At 32.0% G+C, this 21,354-nt stretch carries 23 protein-coding genes and 1 pseudogene; 15 read left to right on the top strand and 9 right to left on the bottom strand.

Annotation, left to right across the window (positions count from 1 at the left end):
- Positions 1 to 3: 3 nt before the first annotated feature.
- From BUE10_RS00245 to BUE10_RS00230, 4 genes are all read left to right on the top strand, one after another.
- Complete coding sequence (locus BUE10_RS00245; protein WP_073481079.1) at positions 4 to 1,740, top strand: sodium:solute symporter family protein; 1,737 nt, start codon at positions 4 to 6, stop codon at positions 1,738 to 1,740.
- A gap of 58 nt (positions 1,741 to 1,798) precedes the next feature.
- The gene (locus BUE10_RS00240; RefSeq protein ID WP_073481077.1) at positions 1,799 to 2,230 is read left to right on the top strand and encodes a hypothetical protein; all 432 of its coding nucleotides are present in this window, start codon (positions 1,799 to 1,801) and stop codon (positions 2,228 to 2,230) included.
- A 46-nt stretch (positions 2,231 to 2,276) separates the two neighbouring features.
- On the top strand, positions 2,277 to 2,744 hold the full coding sequence (locus BUE10_RS00235; RefSeq protein WP_143055972.1) for a hypothetical protein: 468 nt from the start codon (positions 2,277 to 2,279) through the stop codon (positions 2,742 to 2,744).
- Between the two features lie 185 nt (positions 2,745 to 2,929).
- On the top strand, positions 2,930 to 3,559 hold the full coding sequence (locus BUE10_RS00230) for an MCP four helix bundle domain-containing protein (protein ID WP_073481075.1): 630 nt from the start codon (positions 2,930 to 2,932) through the stop codon (positions 3,557 to 3,559).
- Between the two features lies 1 nt (position 3,560).
- Here BUE10_RS00230 and BUE10_RS00225 read toward each other — a convergent pair whose 3' ends face one another.
- The 7 genes from BUE10_RS00225 to BUE10_RS00195 all read right to left on the bottom strand — a co-directional run bounded on the left by BUE10_RS00225 (position 3,561) and on the right by BUE10_RS00195 (position 8,549).
- Entirely contained in the window at positions 3,561 to 3,974 is a 414-nt protein-coding gene (locus tag BUE10_RS00225) for a nuclear transport factor 2 family protein (protein WP_073481074.1), read from the bottom strand.
- Positions 3,974 to 4,501, bottom strand: a complete 528-nt coding sequence (locus BUE10_RS00220; RefSeq protein ID WP_073481073.1) for a TetR/AcrR family transcriptional regulator — start codon at positions 4,499 to 4,501, stop codon at positions 3,974 to 3,976. Before BUE10_RS00220 ends, BUE10_RS00225 begins: the two co-directional genes overlap by 1 nt.
- A 134-nt stretch (positions 4,502 to 4,635) precedes the next feature.
- On the bottom strand, positions 4,636 to 5,478 hold the full coding sequence (locus tag BUE10_RS00215) for a DUF2911 domain-containing protein (protein ID WP_073481072.1): 843 nt from the start codon (positions 5,476 to 5,478) through the stop codon (positions 4,636 to 4,638).
- A gap of 71 nt (positions 5,479 to 5,549) precedes the next feature.
- Positions 5,550 to 6,212 (bottom strand): HAD family hydrolase, encoded by a 663-nt coding sequence (locus BUE10_RS00210; protein WP_073481070.1) that lies wholly within the window; start codon positions 6,210 to 6,212, stop codon positions 5,550 to 5,552.
- A gap of 157 nt (positions 6,213 to 6,369) precedes the next feature.
- The gene (locus tag BUE10_RS00205) at positions 6,370 to 7,086 is read right to left on the bottom strand and encodes a tRNA threonylcarbamoyladenosine dehydratase (RefSeq protein ID WP_053474177.1); all 717 of its coding nucleotides are present in this window, start codon (positions 7,084 to 7,086) and stop codon (positions 6,370 to 6,372) included.
- A 213-nt stretch (positions 7,087 to 7,299) separates the two neighbouring features.
- Positions 7,300 to 7,950 carry a TatD family hydrolase gene (locus BUE10_RS00200; protein WP_073481068.1) on the bottom strand — a complete coding sequence of 217 codons (651 nt, stop codon included), beginning with the start codon at positions 7,948 to 7,950 and terminating at the stop codon, positions 7,300 to 7,302.
- On the bottom strand, positions 7,950 to 8,549 hold the full coding sequence (locus tag BUE10_RS00195) for a DUF1684 domain-containing protein (protein ID WP_073481066.1): 600 nt from the start codon (positions 8,547 to 8,549) through the stop codon (positions 7,950 to 7,952). Before BUE10_RS00195 ends, BUE10_RS00200 begins: the two co-directional genes overlap by 1 nt.
- A gap of 98 nt (positions 8,550 to 8,647) precedes the next feature.
- Here BUE10_RS00195 and BUE10_RS00190 point away from each other — a divergent pair, with 98 nt between their 5' ends.
- From BUE10_RS00190 to BUE10_RS00155, 8 genes are all read left to right on the top strand, one after another.
- Positions 8,648 to 9,865 carry an MDR family MFS transporter gene (locus BUE10_RS00190; RefSeq protein ID WP_073482953.1) on the top strand — a complete coding sequence of 406 codons (1,218 nt, stop codon included), beginning with the start codon at positions 8,648 to 8,650 and terminating at the stop codon, positions 9,863 to 9,865.
- Between the two features lie 167 nt (positions 9,866 to 10,032).
- Positions 10,033 to 10,401 (top strand): BlaI/MecI/CopY family transcriptional regulator, encoded by a 369-nt coding sequence (locus BUE10_RS00185; protein WP_073481065.1) that lies wholly within the window; start codon positions 10,033 to 10,035, stop codon positions 10,399 to 10,401.
- A 30-nt stretch (positions 10,402 to 10,431) separates the two neighbouring features.
- The gene (locus BUE10_RS00180) at positions 10,432 to 12,069 is read left to right on the top strand and encodes a M56 family metallopeptidase (protein ID WP_073481063.1); all 1,638 of its coding nucleotides are present in this window, start codon (positions 10,432 to 10,434) and stop codon (positions 12,067 to 12,069) included.
- Positions 12,070 to 12,101: 32 nt separating this feature from the next.
- Positions 12,102 to 12,470: a BlaI/MecI/CopY family transcriptional regulator gene (locus BUE10_RS00175; protein WP_073481062.1), complete on the top strand. Its 369-nt coding sequence runs from the start codon at positions 12,102 to 12,104 to the stop codon at positions 12,468 to 12,470.
- Positions 12,471 to 12,489: 19 nt separating this feature from the next.
- On the top strand, positions 12,490 to 14,319 hold the full coding sequence (locus BUE10_RS00170; RefSeq protein ID WP_073482952.1) for a M56 family metallopeptidase: 1,830 nt from the start codon (positions 12,490 to 12,492) through the stop codon (positions 14,317 to 14,319).
- An 85-nt stretch (positions 14,320 to 14,404) separates the two neighbouring features.
- A complete protein-coding gene (locus BUE10_RS00165; protein WP_083597901.1) occupies positions 14,405 to 15,847 on the top strand; it encodes a serine hydrolase in 1,443 nt (480 codons plus the stop codon).
- Positions 15,848 to 15,928: 81 nt separating this feature from the next.
- A complete protein-coding gene (locus tag BUE10_RS24170; RefSeq protein WP_056209078.1) occupies positions 15,929 to 16,069 on the top strand; it encodes a hypothetical protein in 141 nt (46 codons plus the stop codon).
- 67 nt (positions 16,070 to 16,136) lie between these two features.
- Entirely contained in the window at positions 16,137 to 16,982 is an 846-nt protein-coding gene (locus BUE10_RS00155; RefSeq protein ID WP_073481060.1) for an EamA family transporter, read from the top strand.
- A gap of 62 nt (positions 16,983 to 17,044) precedes the next feature.
- On the opposite strand, the pseudogene BUE10_RS00150 reads toward BUE10_RS00155, so the two are convergent.
- A pseudogene (locus tag BUE10_RS00150) lies at positions 17,045 to 17,598 on the bottom strand (fasciclin domain-containing protein).
- A 211-nt stretch (positions 17,599 to 17,809) separates the two neighbouring features.
- On the opposite strand from BUE10_RS00150, the gene BUE10_RS00145 reads away from it, so the two are divergent.
- The 3 genes from BUE10_RS00145 to BUE10_RS00135 are packed head-to-tail and all read left to right on the top strand — an operon-like array spanning position 17,810 to position 19,449.
- Complete coding sequence (locus BUE10_RS00145; protein WP_073481059.1) at positions 17,810 to 18,334, top strand: ExbD/TolR family protein; 525 nt, start codon at positions 17,810 to 17,812, stop codon at positions 18,332 to 18,334.
- 26 nt (positions 18,335 to 18,360) lie between these two features.
- Positions 18,361 to 18,897, top strand: coding sequence for an ExbD/TolR family protein (locus BUE10_RS00140; protein WP_073481057.1), 537 nt, complete (start codon positions 18,361 to 18,363; stop codon positions 18,895 to 18,897).
- Between the two features lie 24 nt (positions 18,898 to 18,921).
- Positions 18,922 to 19,449 (top strand): ExbD/TolR family protein, encoded by a 528-nt coding sequence (locus tag BUE10_RS00135; RefSeq protein ID WP_073481055.1) that lies wholly within the window; start codon positions 18,922 to 18,924, stop codon positions 19,447 to 19,449.
- A gap of 109 nt (positions 19,450 to 19,558) precedes the next feature.
- Here the strand turns inward: BUE10_RS00135 and rpsA are convergent, their stop codons facing one another.
- Positions 19,559 to 21,334: a 30S ribosomal protein S1 gene (gene rpsA / locus BUE10_RS00130; protein WP_073481053.1), complete on the bottom strand. Its 1,776-nt coding sequence runs from the start codon at positions 21,332 to 21,334 to the stop codon at positions 19,559 to 19,561.
- Between the last annotated feature and the right edge of the window lie 20 nt (positions 21,335 to 21,354).

Below are 21,354 nucleotides of genomic sequence, written 5' to 3'. Positions count from 1 at the left end.
CCTATGCAGCTATTTGACTGGATCGTACTTATTGTAACACTTTTATTCATTGTTGGTTACGGTTCCTGGAAAACCAAAGGAAGTAAAAACGTTGAAGATTTTATTTTAGGAAACAACGAAACGCCTTGGTATACCGTTGGACTTTCAGTAATGGCAACTCAGGCCAGTGCAATTACATTTTTATCTACTCCCGGACAGGCTTATCATGACGGAATGGGTTTTGTGCAGTTCTATTTTGGACTGCCAATTGCAATGGTTGTTATTTGTTTCACATTTATTCCGCTTTATCATAAATATAAAGTTTTTACCGCTTATGAATATCTGGAAAAACGATTTGATGTACAAACTCGTTCTCTTGCCGCTATTTTATTCTTAATTCAAAGAGGTTTAGGAACGGGATTGACGATTTATGCTCCGGCTATTATTTTATCGGCACTTTTAGGCTGGAACTTAACCGGTATGAATATAATAATTGGAGTTTTGGTTATAATTTATACTTTTTCTGGAGGGACTAAGGCCGTAAACGTAACGCAGAAACAGCAGATGTTTGTAATTATGTCAGGAATGTTTATCACGTTTTTCCTGATTTTACATTACCTTCCAAATGATATGACTTTTACAAGTGCACTGCATATTGCCGGAGCAAATGATAAAATGAATATTGTAGATTTCTCTTTTGATCCGGAAGAAAAATATACTTTTTGGAGTGGAATTACGGGCGGATTCTTTTTAGCTCTCGCTTATTTTGGTACAGATCAATCTCAGGTTGGAAGATATTTATCCGGGAAATCGGTAAAAGAAAGCCAAATGGGATTAATCATGAACGGGCTTTTAAAAGTGCCAATGCAATTTTTTATTCTGTTAACCGGAGTTATGGTTTTTGTATTTTTTCAATTCAATCCCGTTCCTTTAAATTTTAATCCGAATAATAAAATTGTAATTGAAAAATCGGCATATAAAGAAGAATATCATGTTCTTGAAAAAAAGCTGGACAAATTATCCGAAGATAAAAAAGTAATCAACTTACTATATATCGATCAGTTGAATCAGGATTATGATAATCCGATTCTTCGTAAAGAATTAGTCACTTTATCGAATAAAGAAAAAGATTTGCGTGATCGTGCCAAAGAAATCATTTCAAGAGCCGATAGTAACAGCGAAACCAACGATAAAGATTATGTCTTTTTCCACTTTATCCTGCATTATTTACCAAAAGGATTAATTGGTTTATTACTTGCGGTTATTCTTTCTGCAGCAATGTCTTCAACAGCTTCTGGATTAAATGCTTTGGCTTCAACAACAGCAATTGATATTTACAAACGAAATATCAAAACCGAAAAATCAGAGAAACATTATCTTAATGCAACTAAATTTTTCACACTTTTTTGGGGAATTATTGCAATTCTTTTTGCCTGCGTAGGAACTTTGTTTGAAAATTTAATTCAACTTGTAAATATAATTGGTTCAATTTTTTACGGAACTGTCTTGGGAATTTTCCTTGTTGGTTTTTATCTAAAACGTGTTCAGGCAAAACCTATGTTTATTAGTGCCTGTATAAGCCAGTTTGTAATTATAATCATTTATTACTTTATGGTTTACAAACAAGAAAAATTGGGTTATTTATGGCTGAATTTTATTGGTGCAATTTTAACTATAGGCTTGGCTTTGATTTTGCAGTTTTTGTTTTTTAGAGGAGATAAAAAGGGTAATAGTGATTTGATTTTAGAAGAAGATAATTAAAAGACCATAAATCAAAATTGTTAAATGGGGATGTTAGTTTGAAAATTCTAGACATAAAATGACAAAAGAAGAGTTTTTATTTCATTTAAACGGTGCAAGTTTTGTAGCTCTGAAATTTGCCGAAAATTATGTCAAAGATAAGTTAACAACTGATTTCAAGTATAATATAATTTTTACCCCGCCAAATGTCATCGGAAATATGGATAAATTTGATATTTATCCCGAAGATGGGGGAATTATAAGATTGAATTTGACGGATAATGAAGTTGTAGAACTGCTTTATCGAAAAAATAAAATACCTGTTTGGATTGATATAAATGTTCTTAAATCAAGTAGAAAAAGCACCACTTTCAATCTTTTATGCGCCGGACGATATACTGATAATAAAGAAGAATATTATTATAATGAAAATGGTTCAGGGCCATTTGGAGTAAAAGGTCCAACTTTTCCCATTGGTTATAAAGAAGGTAAAAAATTTAGATTGAAATAAATTTATAATCTTTATAAAGATAATTATGCTTCAAAAAATTGTTTTAATGATATTACTTCTTTTGAGCCTTTCTGTCAAAAGCCAAGATACTAATGATACTGAAATAGTTGAAGATTATTCTATTGCTGAGCAGCTTTATACAAAATGCTTTGAAAATTTAAATCAAGGGATTGAAATTTTTGAAAAATATCCTCCTTTAAAAAGCAGAAAATTTTGTTCTCTTATTGAATGTATGTTTTTATATTCTTATAAAGAAGAAGATATAAAATTTGCAGCCGAAAAAAGATTAATAGATATAGCTACTCAATTATACAACGCAGGAACTCCTGTTTATTTGACTATGGGAATGGATAGTTATTTATATGCTAAAGAAAAAAATGAAAATCTTGAAGATGATAATCATCTTGTTTATATTAATTACGGTGAGTGTACGAATCCAAGATTTTTATCAGATGCTGCTGAAATTATAAACAGACAAACTCTTTCGCTTATTAAGCAATCTACTTCCAAATAAATCTTTCTTTTAGATCAAAAAAACATAATTTTGTCATTCCGAGGAACGAGGAATCGCACTAGAAATTACGCAAGGAAAAGCCCTAATCTTTGTCGAGTTACGAGTGCGATTCCTCGTTCCTCGGAATGACAAACTTAATCTAAAAATCTCTATCTTTGAGTAACCCACTACTTAAATAGAGCGTTATGAAAGACCATAAAAAATACAGCAATAAAACCAAAGCAGCTTTTATCCTGCTGATTGTAATGCTGATAATTTTATTGGGAAATTTCAATACGCTCCGAAATTCTAAAAATGTAAATGATAATATAAACGCGATTTATAAAGATCGATTGGTTGTCGCACATTATATTTTTCAATACTCGAAACAGCTTCATTTTATAAAATCCGAAGCTGAAAAACTGGATTTAAGCGATAATATTAAAAAAAATGAAATCATTCATACTTTAGACATCATTCACAATATTGATGATTTGTATGCTAAAACGGTTTTAACCAATAACGAAAAAAAACATTTTGATGCTTTTCTGGGTTCTTGTAAAGAAATCAACAAACAAGCCGAAAACAAAAACTGGAATAAAATTGCTTATTCGAGTGCGCAAGCTTTAAAAACTTTAGAATCTTTGTCTCAAATTCAAATTAAAGAAGGAAAAGCAAAGCTGGCCAATGCAAATGCAATGTACAGCAAAAATAATAGTTTAGGCCAGCTCCAAATTGCTTTACTTATAATTTTGGGCGGAATTACTTTTTATCTTTTAATTGTAAAGAAAATCAAAAGAAAGATCAAAATTCCGGAACCGCCAAGTATGAATTAGTTTATTTGAATTTCCTGTCATCTTCTTTTATTTGAAGATCGTTTATGCTGGCATATCTTTTCTGCATTAAACCATTAGCATCAAATTCCCAGTTTTCATTTCCGTACGCTCTAAACCAATTTCCATTAAGATCTTGATATTCATACTCAAATCGTACTGCAATTCTATTTTCGGTATGTGCCCAATATTCCTTTTTCAATTTATAGTTTCTCTCTTTCTTCCATTTTTCAGTTAAAAAAAGAACAATTTCATCGCGTCCGTTTACGAATTTATCTCTGTTTCTCCATTCGCTGTCAATAGTATAAGCCTTTGAAACTCTTTCCGGATCCTGGCTGTTCCATGCGTCTTCTGCCAGCTGAATTTTTTCTTTTGCCGTTTCTAAAGTGAAAGATGGCAGCGGTAATTTCTGTTCCATTATTTTAAAATTAAAGTTTGAATTATTTTCTTTGATTGTTCTATTAACTCGTTTGATTTAAATAACTGACTTTCAATTATACAGCTTTCAAATAATAAATAAACATGATCTGATATTAGTTCATCTTTCAAAATATCCCTGAAAAAATTACGCAAATCACTTTTATGGCTTTGAATAACACTGAGAATCTTTACATTATCCGGCGGAATCTCTGAAAGTATATTTAGAAAACTGCAGCCTCTAAAATTTTCTTTTTCATTCATGTAAACTAAGAACTCAAAAGAAGCTAAAACTTTAGAATTTGAATCTTCTATATTATTTGTAAATTTTAGTAATTCGTTAAACCAAAAAGAATGACGCTGCTCTAAAAATGCCACACATAAATCTTCTTTAGATTTAAAGTGCTGATAAAAACTAGCTTTTGCTACTTTCGATTCTTCTATAATCTGATTGATTCCCGTAGCGTTGTAACCCTGCTTATGGAATAAAATAAAAGTCTTTTCTAAAATACGTTCTCTTGGCTGCATCTTCAATAATTTGATATACAAATATAAAAATTATTTCAATATACAGACAAGTCTGTCTGTGTTAATTTCAAAAAAAATCCAAAACTCATAAAGCTTTGGATTTTAGAATTTTTTATATAGAAATTTTCAAGAAATTATCTGCTCCATTCAGCGATGCTGTCTTTATTCATTTTTACATAATCTTGGTTGTTTGCAGCTTCTGCAGCAGCTAATGAAAGTTTTGCAGTTTCAACAGCACCTTTTTTATCTCCTTGTTTTGCCTGGATTAATGATTTTAATCTTGAAACATAGTAAGGCTTATCAGTACTCATATCTAATGCTTTATCAACATATATTTTAGCAGTATCTAAATTTCCGTTTGAAGAAAATAAATATTGTGATGCTGCATAATAATCATTCCAAGTTGGCCCAGCCAGCGTTTTTTCAATACTTGCAATTGCATTTTTAGCCGTTGGAACTTCAAATTTTAAAGCAACATGAGAGTTTTCCCAAGCCATTTCTAAATAAGCAAAGTTTTGATCTAAACCATTAATCCCAATTGTAAAAGTTTCAACCGGAGTTGGCAATGCGTTTTCTTTAACTGTAGTTTTTAAAACAACATAAGCGTCGTTCCAGTTTTCAGGTAATCCCCAGTTGTCTGTAGAAAGATAAAAAATAACTTCCCAGCTTTCGATTTTAGGAATGGTATAAATTGCATATTTTCCTTTTTTCAAAGTTTTACCGTCAATTACAACATCGTCACTAAAATTAATAACGGTATTTTCATTTGCTCCGGTTCTCCAAAGTTTACCAAAAGGAACTAAGTTTCCAAAAACAGCCCTGCCTCTGGCTCCCGGTCTTGAATACGTAACTTCAACATCCGTTAAACCCACTGTTTGTTTGATATAAGCTTTTGGACTCGCTTGCGGCGTTCTTACTTGTGCTTCAGCTGCAAAAGGTGCCAAAATGATGGCTAATGCAATAAGTATTTTTTTCATTATAAGTTTTTGTTTGTTTTTGTTCAAATTTACAAATTCAATTAGCTAACAAATGTTAAATTTTACATAATTCAAGCCGTAAGCTGTGATATTTTTTGTGCATTCAGTTCACTAAAATGATTGATAACAATATCAGCTTCTGATAAATCCTGCAGGTTAGAATGAATGCTGTTGTAACCTACACAGTAAATTCCGGCAGCTTTTGCGGCTTTTACACCATTTGTACTGTCTTCAATAATAATACATTCCTCTTTTGGCGCAATCGACAATGAAGCGGCGTGATTAAAAATAGCCGGATTTGGTTTTGACTGCGGAAAATCTTCGCCACTCACAATATGAGAAAAATACTGATGCAGATTAAATCTTGTAAAAACACGCTCAATAGTAACTTTTGAAGCCGAAGATGCTAAAATCAACTGAATTCCGTTTGCGTATATGTCCTTAATTAAATCTTCAACACCTTCTAAAAGATATAAATCTTCTTTGGTATCAAAAGCATCATTAAAAAGGCTTCTTTTTCTTTGAATTAAATCCTCTACTTCATGTTCAATTGTTGGGAAAAAACCTTTTAAACTCTGAAAAGTATTTCTCGTCGAAAATCCGGTAAATGAAGTGTACATTTCCTCAGGAACTTCAATATTTAATTCTGAAAACTGTTTGTAGTAGGCATAACGATGAACGGGTTCTGTATCGACAATTACGCCGTCCATATCAAAAATTACTGTTTTAATCATTTTTTTTAAGGTGCTAAGGTTCTGAGGTGCTAAGATTCTAAGTTTTTGTTTCAGGTTTTCTTTGTTTCATGTTTCAAGTTACTGGGCTTGGGTAACTTTGACAAAGTTTATCGTTTAGAACGTGAAACTTTGAACTTTAAACTTGAAACAAAACCTTCTACTCTTTCTTTAATAAATAGCGAATTACCGTTTCCGCAGCGTGAAGGCCGAATAATCCGGGCATGTAGCTGTTTGTTCCGTAGAAAGATTTTTTAAAGTTTTTTCCGTCGGTTAATTTTAGGCTTTTTTCGTTTTGGATTTCAGATGAAAAAACAACTTTTAATTTGTTGATATTTACCGCTTTTAATCTCTTACGAATTGCTTTTGAGAAATAACAGTTTATAGTTTTAGAGATATCACCCACTTTTACTTTAGAAGCCAGCATCTTTCCTCCTGCTCCCATACTGCTGATGATTTTTACTCTTTTGCGTTTTGCAGCAATAATTAAATTAAGTTTTGGGGTAATACTATCTATACAGTCTAAAACATAATCAAATTCTGGAGAAACGATTTCAAAAGCTCTTTCCGGAGATAGAAATTCCTGAACGCGGGTAAGTTTCAATTCTGGATTAATATCCATTAATCGATCACCAACGATTTTAATTTTTGCTTCCCCCACAGTAGAATGCAAAGCTGGTAATTGTCTGTTAATGTTTGTAATATCTACAACGTCACCATCAACAATTGTCATACTTCCAACTCCTGCTCTTGCTAAAAATTCAGCTGCAAACGATCCAACACCGCCTAAACCTACTACTAATACATTTGCATTACGCAAATTTTCTAATCCTTCCTTTGTAAATAAAAGCTCGGCTCTTTCTGTCCACTCTGCCATATTATATTTTTTGTTTTTTTTTAGTTTGTTTTCTTTTGTTTCAAGTTTAAAGTTTCAAGTTTAAAGTTTCAAGTTTCAAGTTCTCTGCTGTCAGGCTGAGCGAAGTCGAAGCCCAACATCCTATTGGAGCGCCCTTCGACTTCGCTCAGGGTGACAAACTTATTTCACTTTTTACTTTTTACTATTTACTATTTACTTTTCACTAATTACTAATCACTTTCTCCCAAATACTTCTGCAAAATTACTTGAGATAATATCTTGTAATTCTTTGATTGTAATATTTTTATATTCTGATGCTAAATCGTAAACCTGCTTAATACCCTCTTCAATTGTGTCGGTTTCCAGAAAAAAACGATCGTTTGGGATATTCTGAAAAACGGTTTTTAAATCGGGATTTCTCAATAAATATTTTCCGAAAGAAATATAAAATCCGTCTTTAATTAGTTGTTCTGCCAATTGTTTGTTTTTTGAAAAACCGTGAATAATCATCGGAACAGAAATTTTTAATTTCTTTTTAATTGCTGTCACTTCCTGAAAAGCAGCAACGCAATGAATCACGACTGGTTTTTTATATTTTTCGGCTAAGGCCAATTGTTTTTCGAAAACCAGAATCTGCAGTTCTAACGGAATTTCGATTCGTTTGTCTAAACCGCATTCGCCTATTGCTAAACAATTATCACTTTGCAGTTTATCTTCTATAATTTTCAATTCTAAATCAATTTGACTTTCCTTAATATGCCACGGATGAATTCCGATAGAATAAAACAGAATCGCCGAATCAAATTCCTGCGGATATTGATTCACCAATTCTACTATATTAGATTGATTTGTAAATTGATGGGTATGAAAATTAAAGAATTCCATTAATGAAATGTTTTCACTCCGGCTTTGATTTCTACTTTTAAATCATTTTCCAGCGGAACAAGCGGGCAAGAATATTTATGATTATAAGCACAATACGGGTTGTATGCCTGGTTGAAATCGACTGCAATTGTTTTTCCTTTTGGGATTTTTAAGTCGATGTATCTTCCGCCAATATAACTTTCTTTACCGCATGTTAAATCAGAAAAAGGAAGGAATAAATGATCTTTGTATTCTTTTTGTTTAGAAAGTTCAATGTTTCTATAAACATTCAGCTTCATTGCAACACCATTTATAGTAAAGGATAAAGTCCCGTATTTTATATATTGCGGTGTTCTTGTTCCGGTAGTTTTCATTTCGAAAACTTTTTCATTTGCAGCTTTTTCAAATTTTGCGTTCACAAAATACTTTCCATCAATTGGGTAAAAATCTAAAGTTTTAAAAGTCTTTAAATCTTCTTCCATTAATGGACTTGTCTTAGCATCAGCATATTCTGAGTTTATTTGCTTTTGGAATTTTTCAGCTTCAGTCTTGCTAAATTTACTTTGGCTAAAGCCAAAATTAAAAGCCAGAAGCAAAATAAGGGCAATACAATTTTTCATCTTTGGAAATTTTATGCAAAAATAGTTTAAAATTAACAAAGCAGCAACCGCTTAATGTGCCAAAGTTTTCTAGCTTTGTGGCAAATAACTTACCCATAATGCTTAAAACTGCAGCAAACCATTACTTCAACAATTTTAGAGGATTTACAAGAGAAATTTGGATACTTACATTAATTACTTTTATAAATCGTGCCGGTACAATGGTGCTGCCTTTTTTAGCAAAATATTTAAATGAAGATTTACAGTTTTCTTTAGATCAGGTAAGCTGGATTATGGTTTCATTTGGTTTGGGTTCTATGCTGGGTTCGTGGCTTGGAGGGAAACTTTCTGATAAAATCGGGTTTTACAAAATAATGGTTTTCAGTCTGTTTACCAGCGGAGTATCACTTTTCTTTGTTCAATATATTACCTCTTTCTGGGGGCTGTGTATTGCAATGTTTGTATTAATGACAATTGCCGATATGTTTCGTCCTGCCATGTTTGTATCCTTGGGCGCTTATGCAAAACCAGAAAACAGAACTCGTGCTTTAACGCTGGTTCGTCTTGCCGTAAATTTAGGATTTGCTGCAGGACCAGCTCTTGGAGGTTTGATTATTATGGGAATGGGGTATTCTGGTTTGTTTTGGGTTGATGGTGCTTCGTGTATTATTTCCATATCGATTTTTGCTTTATTAGTTAAGGAAAAGAAAAAGGTCGATCATGATGATAAAATCGAAAGTGTATTGAATGTAAAATCAGTATTTCACGATAAAATATTCTGGGCTTTCTTATTTGTGAGTTTTGTTACTGCAATTATTTTCTTTCAGCTTTTTACAACTTTACCTTTATATCATCATAAGCAATATGGTTTAAACGAATTTCAAACCGGACTTTTAATGACTTTAAACGGGCTTTTGATTTTTGCTTTAGAAATGCCAACCGTTGGTTTTATGGAAAGAAAAGGTTTTCCAAAAATCAAAATCATCATTATAGGATCATTTGTAATGGCATTAAGTTTCTTTTTATTGTTGATTAATGTTTGGGCCGGAATCCTGGTTATCAGCATGATTTGTATTTCAATTGGAGAGATCTTAACCTTTCCTTTTTCTAATGCATTTGCTTTAAGCCGTGCACCGCGTGGTCAGGAAGGGCGTTATATGGCTTTGTATACAATGAGTTTTAGCTTGGCTCATATATTTAGTACTAAACTTGGTTTTGGAATTGCTGACCATTTTGGCTATCAAAAAAACTGGCTTTTTATGGCGTCTATCGGAATCATGGCGACTCTTTGCTGCCTTTGGATTAGAAAAGCTTTACTTCTGGAGAAAAATAAATAAATTTAACTTTTACACATAAATCATTATAATTCAAATCATTAACTTTGATTCTGAATAGCTTTTCTATGCTTTTAGTTTACCATAAAACGAAATTTTTAGTTAAATAACTATATTTATAGTTGTGTAACTAAAAAAATAGTTGTAGGTTTGAATTAAAATTAGAAAACATGCAAAAGTTAACCAACAAAGAAGAAGAGATAATGCAGATTTTATGGAAGCTTAAAAAAGCATTCGTAAAAGAAATTCAGGCAGAGATAACGGAAGACCAGCCGCATTATAATACACTTTCGACAATTGTTAGAAATCTGGAAGAAAAAGGTTTTGTAGCACATAATGCTTTTGGAAATACACATCAATATTATCCAGCAGTAACTCTTGAAGCATACAGCAAAAAATATATGAAAACGGCTATTGACAATTATTTCAACAGTTCGTATAAAAATATGGTTTCGTTTTTTGCCAAAGAAGAAAAAATTTCTGCAGATGAATTACGCGAAATTCTGGCAATGATCGAAAATCCAAAAGACAATAAATAACAGTAAAATAGACGAAGAAAAATGATAGTTATGGAATCAATATTTGTTTATATCGCAAAATCGGCTGGCTTAGTGGCATTATTTTACTGTGCCTATTATTTTTTACTTCGAAAAGAAACTTTCTTTACTAGCAATAGATGGTTTTTACTTACGGGTTTAATTACCTCCGTTGTACTTCCTCTTGTAGTTTATACTAAAGTTGTTTGGGTTAACCCTACTCCTATTCCAAACATAGATTTTTCTGGTACAAATCTTATCCAAAATACTGAAAACAAATCTTTTGAAATAAATTGGATCTACGTTATGTTATCCATTTATTGTATTGGCCTTTTAGTTTTTCTGATAAAATTTGCAATGGATTTTTATAGTTTAAATTCTATTTTAAAAGGAAAAAAAGTACATCAACAGGCTGATTTCAAATTTATTGATACAAACGAAAATATTCCTCCTTTTTCTTATTTCGAGTATATCGTATACAACTCATCAATGTACACGTCTGCAGAATTAGAAAATATTATTGAACATGAAAAAGTGCACAGCGATCAAAATCATACTGTTGACGTTTTGATATCACGAGCTTTTTGTATGCTTTTTTGGTTCAATCCTATTATATGGCTTTATAAAAAGGCAATTATTCAGAATTTAGAATTTATTGCCGATAAAGAAGCCGCTAAAAAAATATCAGATAAAAAAGCGTACCAATACACGCTTTTAAAAATAACAACACACGAAAGCTGTGTTGCCATTACCAATCATTTTTATCAATCATTAATCAAAAAACGAATTGTCATGTTAAACAAAAATCAATCAAAAAAAAGAAATTCCTGGAAGTATTATGTTGTAATTCCTGCTCTTGGAGCTTTTGTTTTACTATTTCAGGTTGAAGTAGTTGCAAAAGAAAGACAACAAACTGTAAAAGAAGTTTCGGGAGAAATTAAATCTGTAGATGTTTACAAAATCAAGAAAAGCTCTACAGATGCAGACTTGGAAAAAATTAAAGAAAATTTAAAAAAACTTCACAATGTTGATTTTGAAGTTTCTGATGTAAAAAGAAATGCTGAGAACTATTTAACTTCACTAAAAGTTGCTATTAAAAATGGAAAGCAGCAAGCACAATCTATTCAGGTTAACGGCGATAAAGCGATTAAAGATTTTGGAGTAATTGTTACTACAGATGAAAAAGGCCAAAAAAGCGTTGGTATTCAAACTGATGACGAAGCAAAGACTAAAGTTGCTGTTAGTAAAAAAATCAGCTCTATAGATGCCTCTGAACCTGATAATGCTAAAACTGCAACCAGCAAAACACTAACCACTAAAATTGATACCAATGTTAACGATAATATTAATACTAGTACAAAAACTAATAGTAATACTAACACAAATATTAGTACTACTGTAACTATTGATACAGATAATAAAACTAATACTAAAGTAATTACAACTACCGATGGTTCTATTATTGCAATTTCGAATGATACAAAAACTAATGGCAAAGTATTAGAAAGTCTTGTAATTGTTAACGGAAAGGAAATGCCTCGCAGTTTTGATGTTAAAGATATTGATACAAAAAAAATTGAATCTGTAAGTGTTTATAAAGGAGTTGAGGCGATAACCAAATACGGCGAAAAAGGCGCAAATGGTGTAATTGAGATCGAAACTCGTGATTAAAAAATCGTTTCTAATTTTTTAAAAATCTGAAAATGCAAAAACTAACCAACAAAGAAGAAGAAATAATGCATATTTTATGGAGGCTCAAAAAAGCTTTTGTAAAAGAAATTCAGGCAGAAATTACAGAAGATCAGCCGCATTATAATACACTTTCGACAATAGTTCGTAATCTTGAAGAAAAAGGTTTTGTGGCGCATAATGCTTTTGGAAACACACATCAATATTATCCTGCCGTAACTCTTGAAGCTTACAGTAAAAAGTATATGAATACAGCCATTGATAATTATTTCAACAGCTCTTATAAAAATATGGTTTCGTTTTTTGCCAAAGAAGAAAAAATCTCTGCAGATGAATTACGCGAAATCCTGGCTATGATTGAAAATCCAAACGAAAAAAAGTAAACGAAGAAAAATAATCATTATGGAAGCACTTTTCATTTTTATCGTCAAATCAAGTGGTTTAATCGCTTTGTTTTATTTTGCATACTTTTTTTTACTGCGAAAAGAAACTTTTTTCAATAGCAGCAGATGGTTTTTACTAGCCGGTTTAATAACATCAATTGTTTTACCGTTTGTTGTTTATACAAAAGTAGTCTGGATTGATCCGGTTCCGCCGGTTCCGGTTGACTATTCTTCAGCAGTGAACTTTCATTATACTCCAAATTATCATCCGCAAATAGCTGAAGAAGAATCTTTTGAAATAAACTGGAATCTGGTTTCATTAGGTATTTACGCACTTGGGTTTGCTGCTTTTATGATAAAATTCGGAATTGATTTTTACAGTCTGAATTCTGTTTTAAAAGGAAAAAAAATAGAACAGCAGGCCGATTTCAAATTTGTAGATGTTGAAGAAAATATTGCACCATTTTCTTATTTTGATTATATCGTGTACAACTCATCAATGTACAGCGAATCAGAATTAGAAAGTATTTTAGAGCATGAAAAAGTGCATAGCGATCAACATCATACCGTTGATGTAATTATTTCGAGGGTTTTCTGTATTCTGTTTTGGTTCAATCCCATTATCTGGCTTTACAAAAAAGCAATTCTTCAAAATTTAGAATTCATTGCAGATAATGAAGCTGCTAAAAAAATATCAGACAAAAAAGCATATCAATACACGCTTTTAAAAATCACAACACATGAAACTTGTGTTGCCATCACCAATCATTTTTACCAATCATTAATCAAAAAACGAATTGTTATGTTAAACAAAAATCAATCAAAAAAATGGAATTACTGGAAATATTACGCCATAATTCCGGCACTTGGAGCGTTTGTTCTCTTGTTCCAAATTAAAACAATTGCGCAGGAGAAAAAAGAACTTAAAGAAAAGACCGAAAAAGCTGTTTTGGCCTCTATAATTCAAGATGGCGAAGTTTATAAAATCACAAAATCGACTACAGATCAGGAATTAAAGGATTTAACCGCAAAATTAAAATCAGAACATAATGTTGATTTAGAAATTTCGAATGTTAAGAGAAACAGTGATAATGAACTAATTGCTATTAAAATTAGAGTTGTTAAAGAAAGCGGTAAAGTTCAGATTATTGAAATGAACAGTACTAAAGCTTTAAAAGACTGCAGTATTGTAATTGACAAAGATGAAGAAGGTACAAAAAGTGTGAGCTTAGTTACTGATGATCAAATCGATCACCCTGTACTAATTCAAAATAGTGACGTTGTAGTAAGAAACTTCGAAAATGATGTTACTCCAGAAGATCGTTCTTCACCAGTTCCTCCTGCTCCGCCTGTTGCACCAATTGCTCCGGTTTTCCCTACTGGACCAATGCCTCCTGCACCAGTTATTGACATGTCAAAAATGCCAAAACCGCCAGTTGCTCCTGCAAGTCCAAAAGATAAAGTAGCTTGGGCTAAATTTGAAAAAGAAATGGCTGAGTTTGAGAAAAAGATGGAAGCTTTTGAACCAGATCTTTCTGCTTACGAAAAACAAGTTGAAGCCATTATGTCTCAGAGAGAAGCCATTTTTGAAAAACAAATGGAGAAGTATGAAATTGCTATGGAAAAATTCAATTTTGATATGGATAAATTCAACCAGGATGTTGAAATCAAATATGGCAGAGATTCAAAAGAATACGAAAGAAGCATAAAGCAGTATGAAAACGATATGAAACAGCATCAGCTTGACATGAAACAACATGAAAAAGATATGAAGCAGTTTGAGAAAGACATGAAACAACGTGAAAAGGAATTGAAAAAATGGGAAAAGGAAAATAATAAAAAATCCTAAACATCCCTTCAATTGATAAAAAACCAGTGCCTAAAACACTGGTTTTTTAATATAAATAATATCAAAATCATTAAAACTCATCAAAATGAAAAAAGCATTTTCAGTTTTATTTATATTATTGTTTATTTCCTGCTTTGCACAACAAAAATCGAGCTCGTTTACAGAAACAGAAATTTTAGCTTTCATGGACAAGAATGCCAAAGTTTTACTCGAAAATTCTAAAGCAAATTCCGTTTCTATAGGAGTTGTAAAAGATGGCAAAACCTATACAAAACATTACGGAGAAATAGACAAAGGAAAGGGAAATCAAGCCAATAATAATACTGTTTTTGAAGTAGCTTCGATAACCAAATTATTTACCGGATTATTAGTTGCACAGGCCGTTGTTGAAGGAAAAATAAGTCCCGAAGATGATATTCGAAAATACTTGACAGGTTCTTACCCAAATTTAGAATATAACGGAACTCCAATTAAAATTAAGGATTTAGTTTCGTTTAGAACGGGTTTTAGTAAAGATTTACCTGATACTTCGGAATTAAGAAAAAAGCAGACAGACAGCAGTTATATCGCTTTCAAGAAAATGGACGATGAATATTCGAGAACTAAATTCTTCGAAGATTTAAAAACTATGAAATTAGACACTTTGCCGGGAACTAAGTTTAAATACAGCAACGGAAGTCTACAGGTTGCCGCACACATTCTAGAAAATGTTTATCATAAAAGCTATGAAACGTTATTGAAGGAAAACATTCTTTCAAAATTAAACATGAATTCTACTTATCTAAATCCAGATAAATCTGTAGTTGTTGCTAATGGATATGATGGCAAAAAATTAATGCCAAATATTTCAGATAATTTATGGGGCGCTGCTGGATATTTAAAATCTACTTTAAGTGATTTAACCAAATTTATTATATATGAATTGAATACTAAAAATAAAATCGTTCAGGAATCTCAAAAGAATATTCTTAATAGTGATACCACCTGGAACGGTTACTTTTGGGATCATATACAAGTAGATAACTTTGGCAGAAACTGCTGGAAACACGGTGGCGCTTTTGGTACACAAAATATGCTTTTGGTTTACCCTGAAAGCAATTTAGGTATTTCAATAATTGTAAACATCAGCAATGAAAACACAGGAAATGCATTAGGAAATGCTATTATCAACCTAACTGCAAATTTAATTTCTAAAGAAGATCCTAAAAAAATGCCTTATGGTTATAAACTAACAAAAGACAATGTTATTTTTACCTATAGACATAACAAAACACTAGATGCTGATTTGGTAAAAAGTGTTTCTATTGCAGGAACTTTTAACAATTGGAATCCGGCAGATAAAAACTATCAAATGATTAGAAAAGATAAATATACATTTGAACTTTCAATTCCGAAAAGTCAATTTGAAAAAGACAAAAACCAGATGTTTAAATTTGTTATTAACAAAACAGGCTGGTTGAAAACTCCAAAAAACACCTTAAATATTGAAAATGGCCCTGATCAAAATCTGCTCCTTAAAATCGAATAAATCAATTATATTTTTAAAGCTAAAAAAAGACTTTGTGAGTAACAAAGTCTTTTTTTATATCTTTGAAAAAACAAATCTGCCATGTATAAAATTCTAGCCAAACTAAATAAAATTCTACTGCCTAGTTTTACTAAACAAGGTCTGGATATTTCGAAAGCAAAAAAATGGCAAATGGCGATCATTGGCTATCGCGCATATGTTACTAAACGAGCTTTAGGATAATCAATTAAAAATACTTTTGTTTTAGACAGCAGAAATAATTGATTTTATTTTCTGCACTATTATATTTATGAAAAATAAAGAATTCAACCTTCCTCCTGTTCCGGCAGTTTTATTGGCAATTATAAGTGTACAATGCGGCGCTGCGATTGCAAAAACACTTTTCCCTGCAATTGGAGCGGCGGGAACGGCATCTATACGTATTGGTGTTTCGGCATTAATTTTATTATTGGCTTACAGGCCAAATTTAAAAGCGATTACGCCTGCACAATGGAAAATTGTAATTCCTTATGGTTTGTCATTGGGCGCAATGAATTTGATTTTTTATTTTGCGATAGAACGAATTCCAATTGGTCTGGCTGTAACTTTAGAGTTTATGGGGCCACTATTAGTGGCTATTATAGGTTCAAAACGTTTAATCGATTATTGCTGGGTTTTACTCGCTGCAATGGGAATTGTTTTAATAGCACCGTGGACAAATGATCGCTTAGATATTTTAGGAGTTATTTTTGCGCTTTTAGCTGGTGTACTCTGGGCAGCATATATAGTTTTAGGTGGAAAAATTTCGAAAATAATGAATGGCGGTCAGGCAGTTTCGACCGGAATGTTATTTGCTGCAATCTTGATTTTACCTTTCGGATTCCTTGAAAACGGATTAGCTAATCTTACTCCAAAACTCTTCGGAATGGGAATTGCTCTTGCGCTTTTATCCAGTGCGATTCCGTTTACTTTAGAAATGAAAGCCTTAGGTCAGCTTCCTCCGCGTACATTTAGTATTTTAATGAGTTTAGAACCTGCAGCTGCTTCTATTTGCGGATTTATCTTTCTACAGGAAAACTTAAGCTTTTATGAAATTTTGGCTGTATTGTGTGTTGTAATTGCTTCTGCGGGAAGTACTTTGACCGCAAAGAAATAAAAAAAGCCCTGCATTAATGCAAGGCTTCTTCATTGTAGGCATTCTATTTTTGGAGATCTTAATTATTTTTTAGGCAGCAATACTGAATCAACAACATGAATTACCCCGTTTGATTGGTTCACATCAGCAATTGTTACTTTAGATTTATTACCATTTTCATCGGTAACATATAAATCTTTTCCTTTCATCCAAGCCGTAAGAGTTCCGCCGCTTACTGTTTTAAGCGTAGCTTTTCCGTTTCCTGCTTTTATAGCTTCTGCAATATCAGAAGCATTCATTTTTCCTGCGACAACATGATAGGTTAAGATCGTTTGCAGTGTTTTTAAATTTTCAGGTTTCAATAATGACTCAACAGTTCCTTTTGGTAATTTATCAAAAGCTGCATTTGTTGGGGCAAAAACGGTGAACGGTCCTTTGCCTTGTAAAGTTTCAACTAAATCGGCAGCTTTTACTGCAGCTACAAGTGTTGTGTGATCTTTTGAATTAACGGCATTTTCAATAATATTTTTGTTTGGATACATTGCTGCTCCACCAACCATTACTGATTTTTGAGCAAAAGATGTAAATCCGAATGATAAGGCTAAAATGACTGCGCTAAAAATTTTCTAGTTTTCATAATTATTATTTTAAGTTATATGTTCATTTACGGGGATATATACCTTTTGGTTTTGATTAAAAATTTATTTCATCAAAATTCAAATCGAAATAGACACAAAATTTATTGCTAAAGCCTGTGAAACATTAGATTACAACCTGTGAAAAATATTCAATAAAAAATTAATTTTATTAACATTTAATTATTATTTTTAGATATAAAACAATTCATTATGCAAAATTTACCTAAAAAAGTAAGAAGTAAAAAATTGAGCTCACGAGTAGATTTAACTGCAATGGTCAGCGTTTCTTTTTTGCTGATTATATTCTTTATGCTTGTTGGTGAATTGTCTAAGCCCAAAGTATTGGATTTAAGTCTTCCGGATAAAGAAGGCGGACATGGCTGTCCTGGCTGTACTAGAGGAAATCGTTTGTATACAATTTTACTTGACCAAAATGATAAAATAATAACTTATTCGGGTATATTAGAATTTGACCAGAATACGGTGAAAAAAGTTGAATTTGGAAAGGATGCAATTCGTAAGGAAGTATATCAAAAAAAGAAAGAAGTAAGTGATTACATGATATCTGTAGGTAAACCTAAAAATGGTGTAATTGTAATTATAAAGCCAAGTCCAAAAAGTAATTTTAAAAATTTGGTCGAGATTCTAGATGAAATGAGAATAGCAAATATAGATACTTTTTCAATTGTCGATGAATTTACTTCGGAAGAATCTAAATTATTAGCTTCCAAATAATTCCTTATTAACTTAAATCTAAATCTATGAAAAATCTGCCTCAAAGAGTAAGAAGTAAAAAGCTAAGTTCAAGAGTTGATTTAACCGCAATGGTCAGCGTTTCGTTTTTGCTGATTATATTTTTTATGCTTGTTGGTGAATTATCAAAAGCAAAAGTTATGGATTTAAGTATGCCAGAAAGGCATTGCGATGAGGAATTTGATGGTGTTATAACTTGTGGCGTCAATCCACAACGTATTATAACCGTTTTGTTAGATGATAATAATAAAATAATTACTTATTCAGGTCTTTTATTTAGTCCTTTAGGAGAACCCAAAAAAGTAAGCTATGGTAATAACGGAATTCGTAAAGTACTACTTGAAAAAAGCAATACAATACGAGAATATTTGGCTGCAACGGGAAAACAGAAATACGGTCCCATCGTAATTATAAAGCCAAGCAAGAAATGTAATTTTAAGAATTTAGTTGATATTTTAGATGAAATGGCAATTGCTAAAATCGAAACTTATGCAATTGTAAATGAATATTCTTCAGAAGAATCAAAATTATTGGCTTCAAATTAATTCTTTTAACTTAAATCTAAATCCATGAAAAATCTGCCTCAAAAAGTTAGAAGTAAAAAGTTAAGTTCAAGAGTTGATTTAACTGCAATGGTAAGCGTTTCCTTTTTACTGATTATATTTTTTATGCTTGTTGGTGAATTATCTAAACCAAAAGTTATGGATTTAGGTAATGAACGAGAAGGTTGTGGATCAATTGTAGAATGTAATAAACCAGACGAAAATCGTATCATGACAATTATCTTAGGTGATAATAATAAACTAATTACTTATTCAGGTTTATTATCTGCTCCAATTGAAACTCCGAAAGAAGTTGAATATGGTAAAAACGGAATTCGAGAAGAATTAATTAGAAGAAATAGAATGGTTTTAGAATATTCTGCAAATTTAGGTAAATATGAAAGAGGAGTTCAAGTCGTTATTAAACCAAGCAAAAAATGCAATTATGGTAATTTAGTCGACATTTTAGACGAAATGAGAATAACAGGTATTAACTCTTATGCAATCGTTGATTATTATACTCCGGAAGAAGAAAATTTGCTTGCAATAAAATAAAGTTCAATTCTGTAAAAACTGGAAACCTGAAACAAAGAAAACCTGAAACAAAATGAATAAAAAAAGTCCCACATTTCTGTGGGACTTTCTATTTAAAGAAAACTAAGAATTATTTTTTCTCAGTTTTTTCCATTTTAGCTTTAAGAGCAGCCAATACGTCATTGTTATCACCTAAAGTCGCAGCTGGTGCGTTTGTAGATGCAGATGCAGTATTTTCAACAGCAGCTTTCACGTTTTTCTCTTCTTCTTCACGGAAGATTGCAGTGTGAGAAGCAACTACTCTTTTGAATTCTTTGTTGAATTCGATTACTTTGAAATCAGCAGTATCACCTTTTTTCAATTTCTTTCCGTCTTCTTTTTCAAGGTGACGAGTAGGAATGAAAGCAACGATATCATCTCCGAATTCTACAGTAGCTCCTTTGTCAACGATTTCAGAAATTTCACCATTGTGGATAGTTCCTACAGCGAAAGAATCTTCGTATTGATCCCAAGGATTAGCAGTAGTTTGTTTGTGACCTAAAGATAATTTACGTCCTTCAACATCTAATTCTAATACAACTACATCAAGTTTTTCACCAACATTTACAAATTCAGATGGGTGTTTGATTTTCTTAGTCCAAGAAAGGTCAGAAATGTAAATTAATCCATCAATTCCTTCTTCTAATTCTACGAAAATACCAAAGTTTGTAAAGTTTCTAACGATACCTGTATGTTTAGAACCTACTGGGTATTTAGAAGTAATGTCAGTCCATGGATCTTGAGTCAATTGTTTGATACCTAATGACATTTTACGGTCATCTCTATCTAAAGTTAAGATAACAGCCTCAACAACATCTCCAACTTTCACGAAGTCCTGAGCAGAACGTAAGTGAGTTGACCATGACATTTCAGAAACGTGGATTAAACCTTCAACACCTTCAGCAACTTCGATAAATGCACCGTAATCAGCGATTACAACTACTTTACCTTTTACTTTATCACCAATAGTTAAATTAGCATCTAAAGCATCCCATGGGTGAGCGTTTAATTGTTTCAATCCTAATTGAATTCTTGTTTTCTCATCATCGAAATCAAGGATTACAACGTTTAATTTTTGGTCTAATTCAAGAACTTCACTTGGGTGGTTGATTCTGCTCCAAGAAAGGTCAGTAATGTGAATTAATCCGTCAACACCACCTAAATCAATGAACACACCATAAGAAGTAATGTTTTTAACAACACCTTCTAATACTTGTCCTTTTTGTAATTGACCGATGATTTCTTTTTTCTGTACTTCGATATCAGCTTCGATAAGCGCTTTATGAGATACAACAACGTTTTTGAATTCGTGGTTAATTTTTACCACTTTGAATTCCATCATTTTGTTTACATATACATCGTAGTCTCTAATTGGCTTAACGTCAATTTGAGAACCAGGTAAGAAAGCTTCGATACCAAAAACGTCAACGATCATACCACCTTTAGTTCTGCATTTTACAAAACCATTAACGATTTCACCTGTTTCGTTTGCTGCGATAACTCTATCCCATGATTTAATAGTACGAGCTTTTCTGTGAGATAATACTAATTGACCTGTTTTATCCTCACGGATGTCAATTAATACTTCTACTTTGTCACCCACTTTTAAGTTTGGGTTGTAACGGAATTCGTTTAAAGAAATAACACCTTCCGATTTTGCGTTGATATCAACGATAACGTCTCTATCTGTAATTCTTACAACTACACCTTCAACTACTTCTTCTTGATCTGTAGCAATAAAAGTTTTAGATACTAGTTCTTCGAATTCTTGTAAGTTTTTCTCGTCAACAGCATCAATTCCTTCTTGGAAGTTATGCCAGTTAAAATTCGCTAAAAACTCTTCTTGTGTTTTTGTTTGTTCAGACATGCTGATAAAAAAATTTGTAT

Source organism: Flavobacterium sp. CF108 (genome assembly GCF_900129795.1).
Classification (GTDB): Bacteria; Bacteroidota; Bacteroidia; order Flavobacteriales; family Flavobacteriaceae; genus Flavobacterium.
The sequence above is the reverse complement of the archived record's forward strand: the minus strand, read 5'-3'. Positions and strand labels throughout refer to the sequence as shown.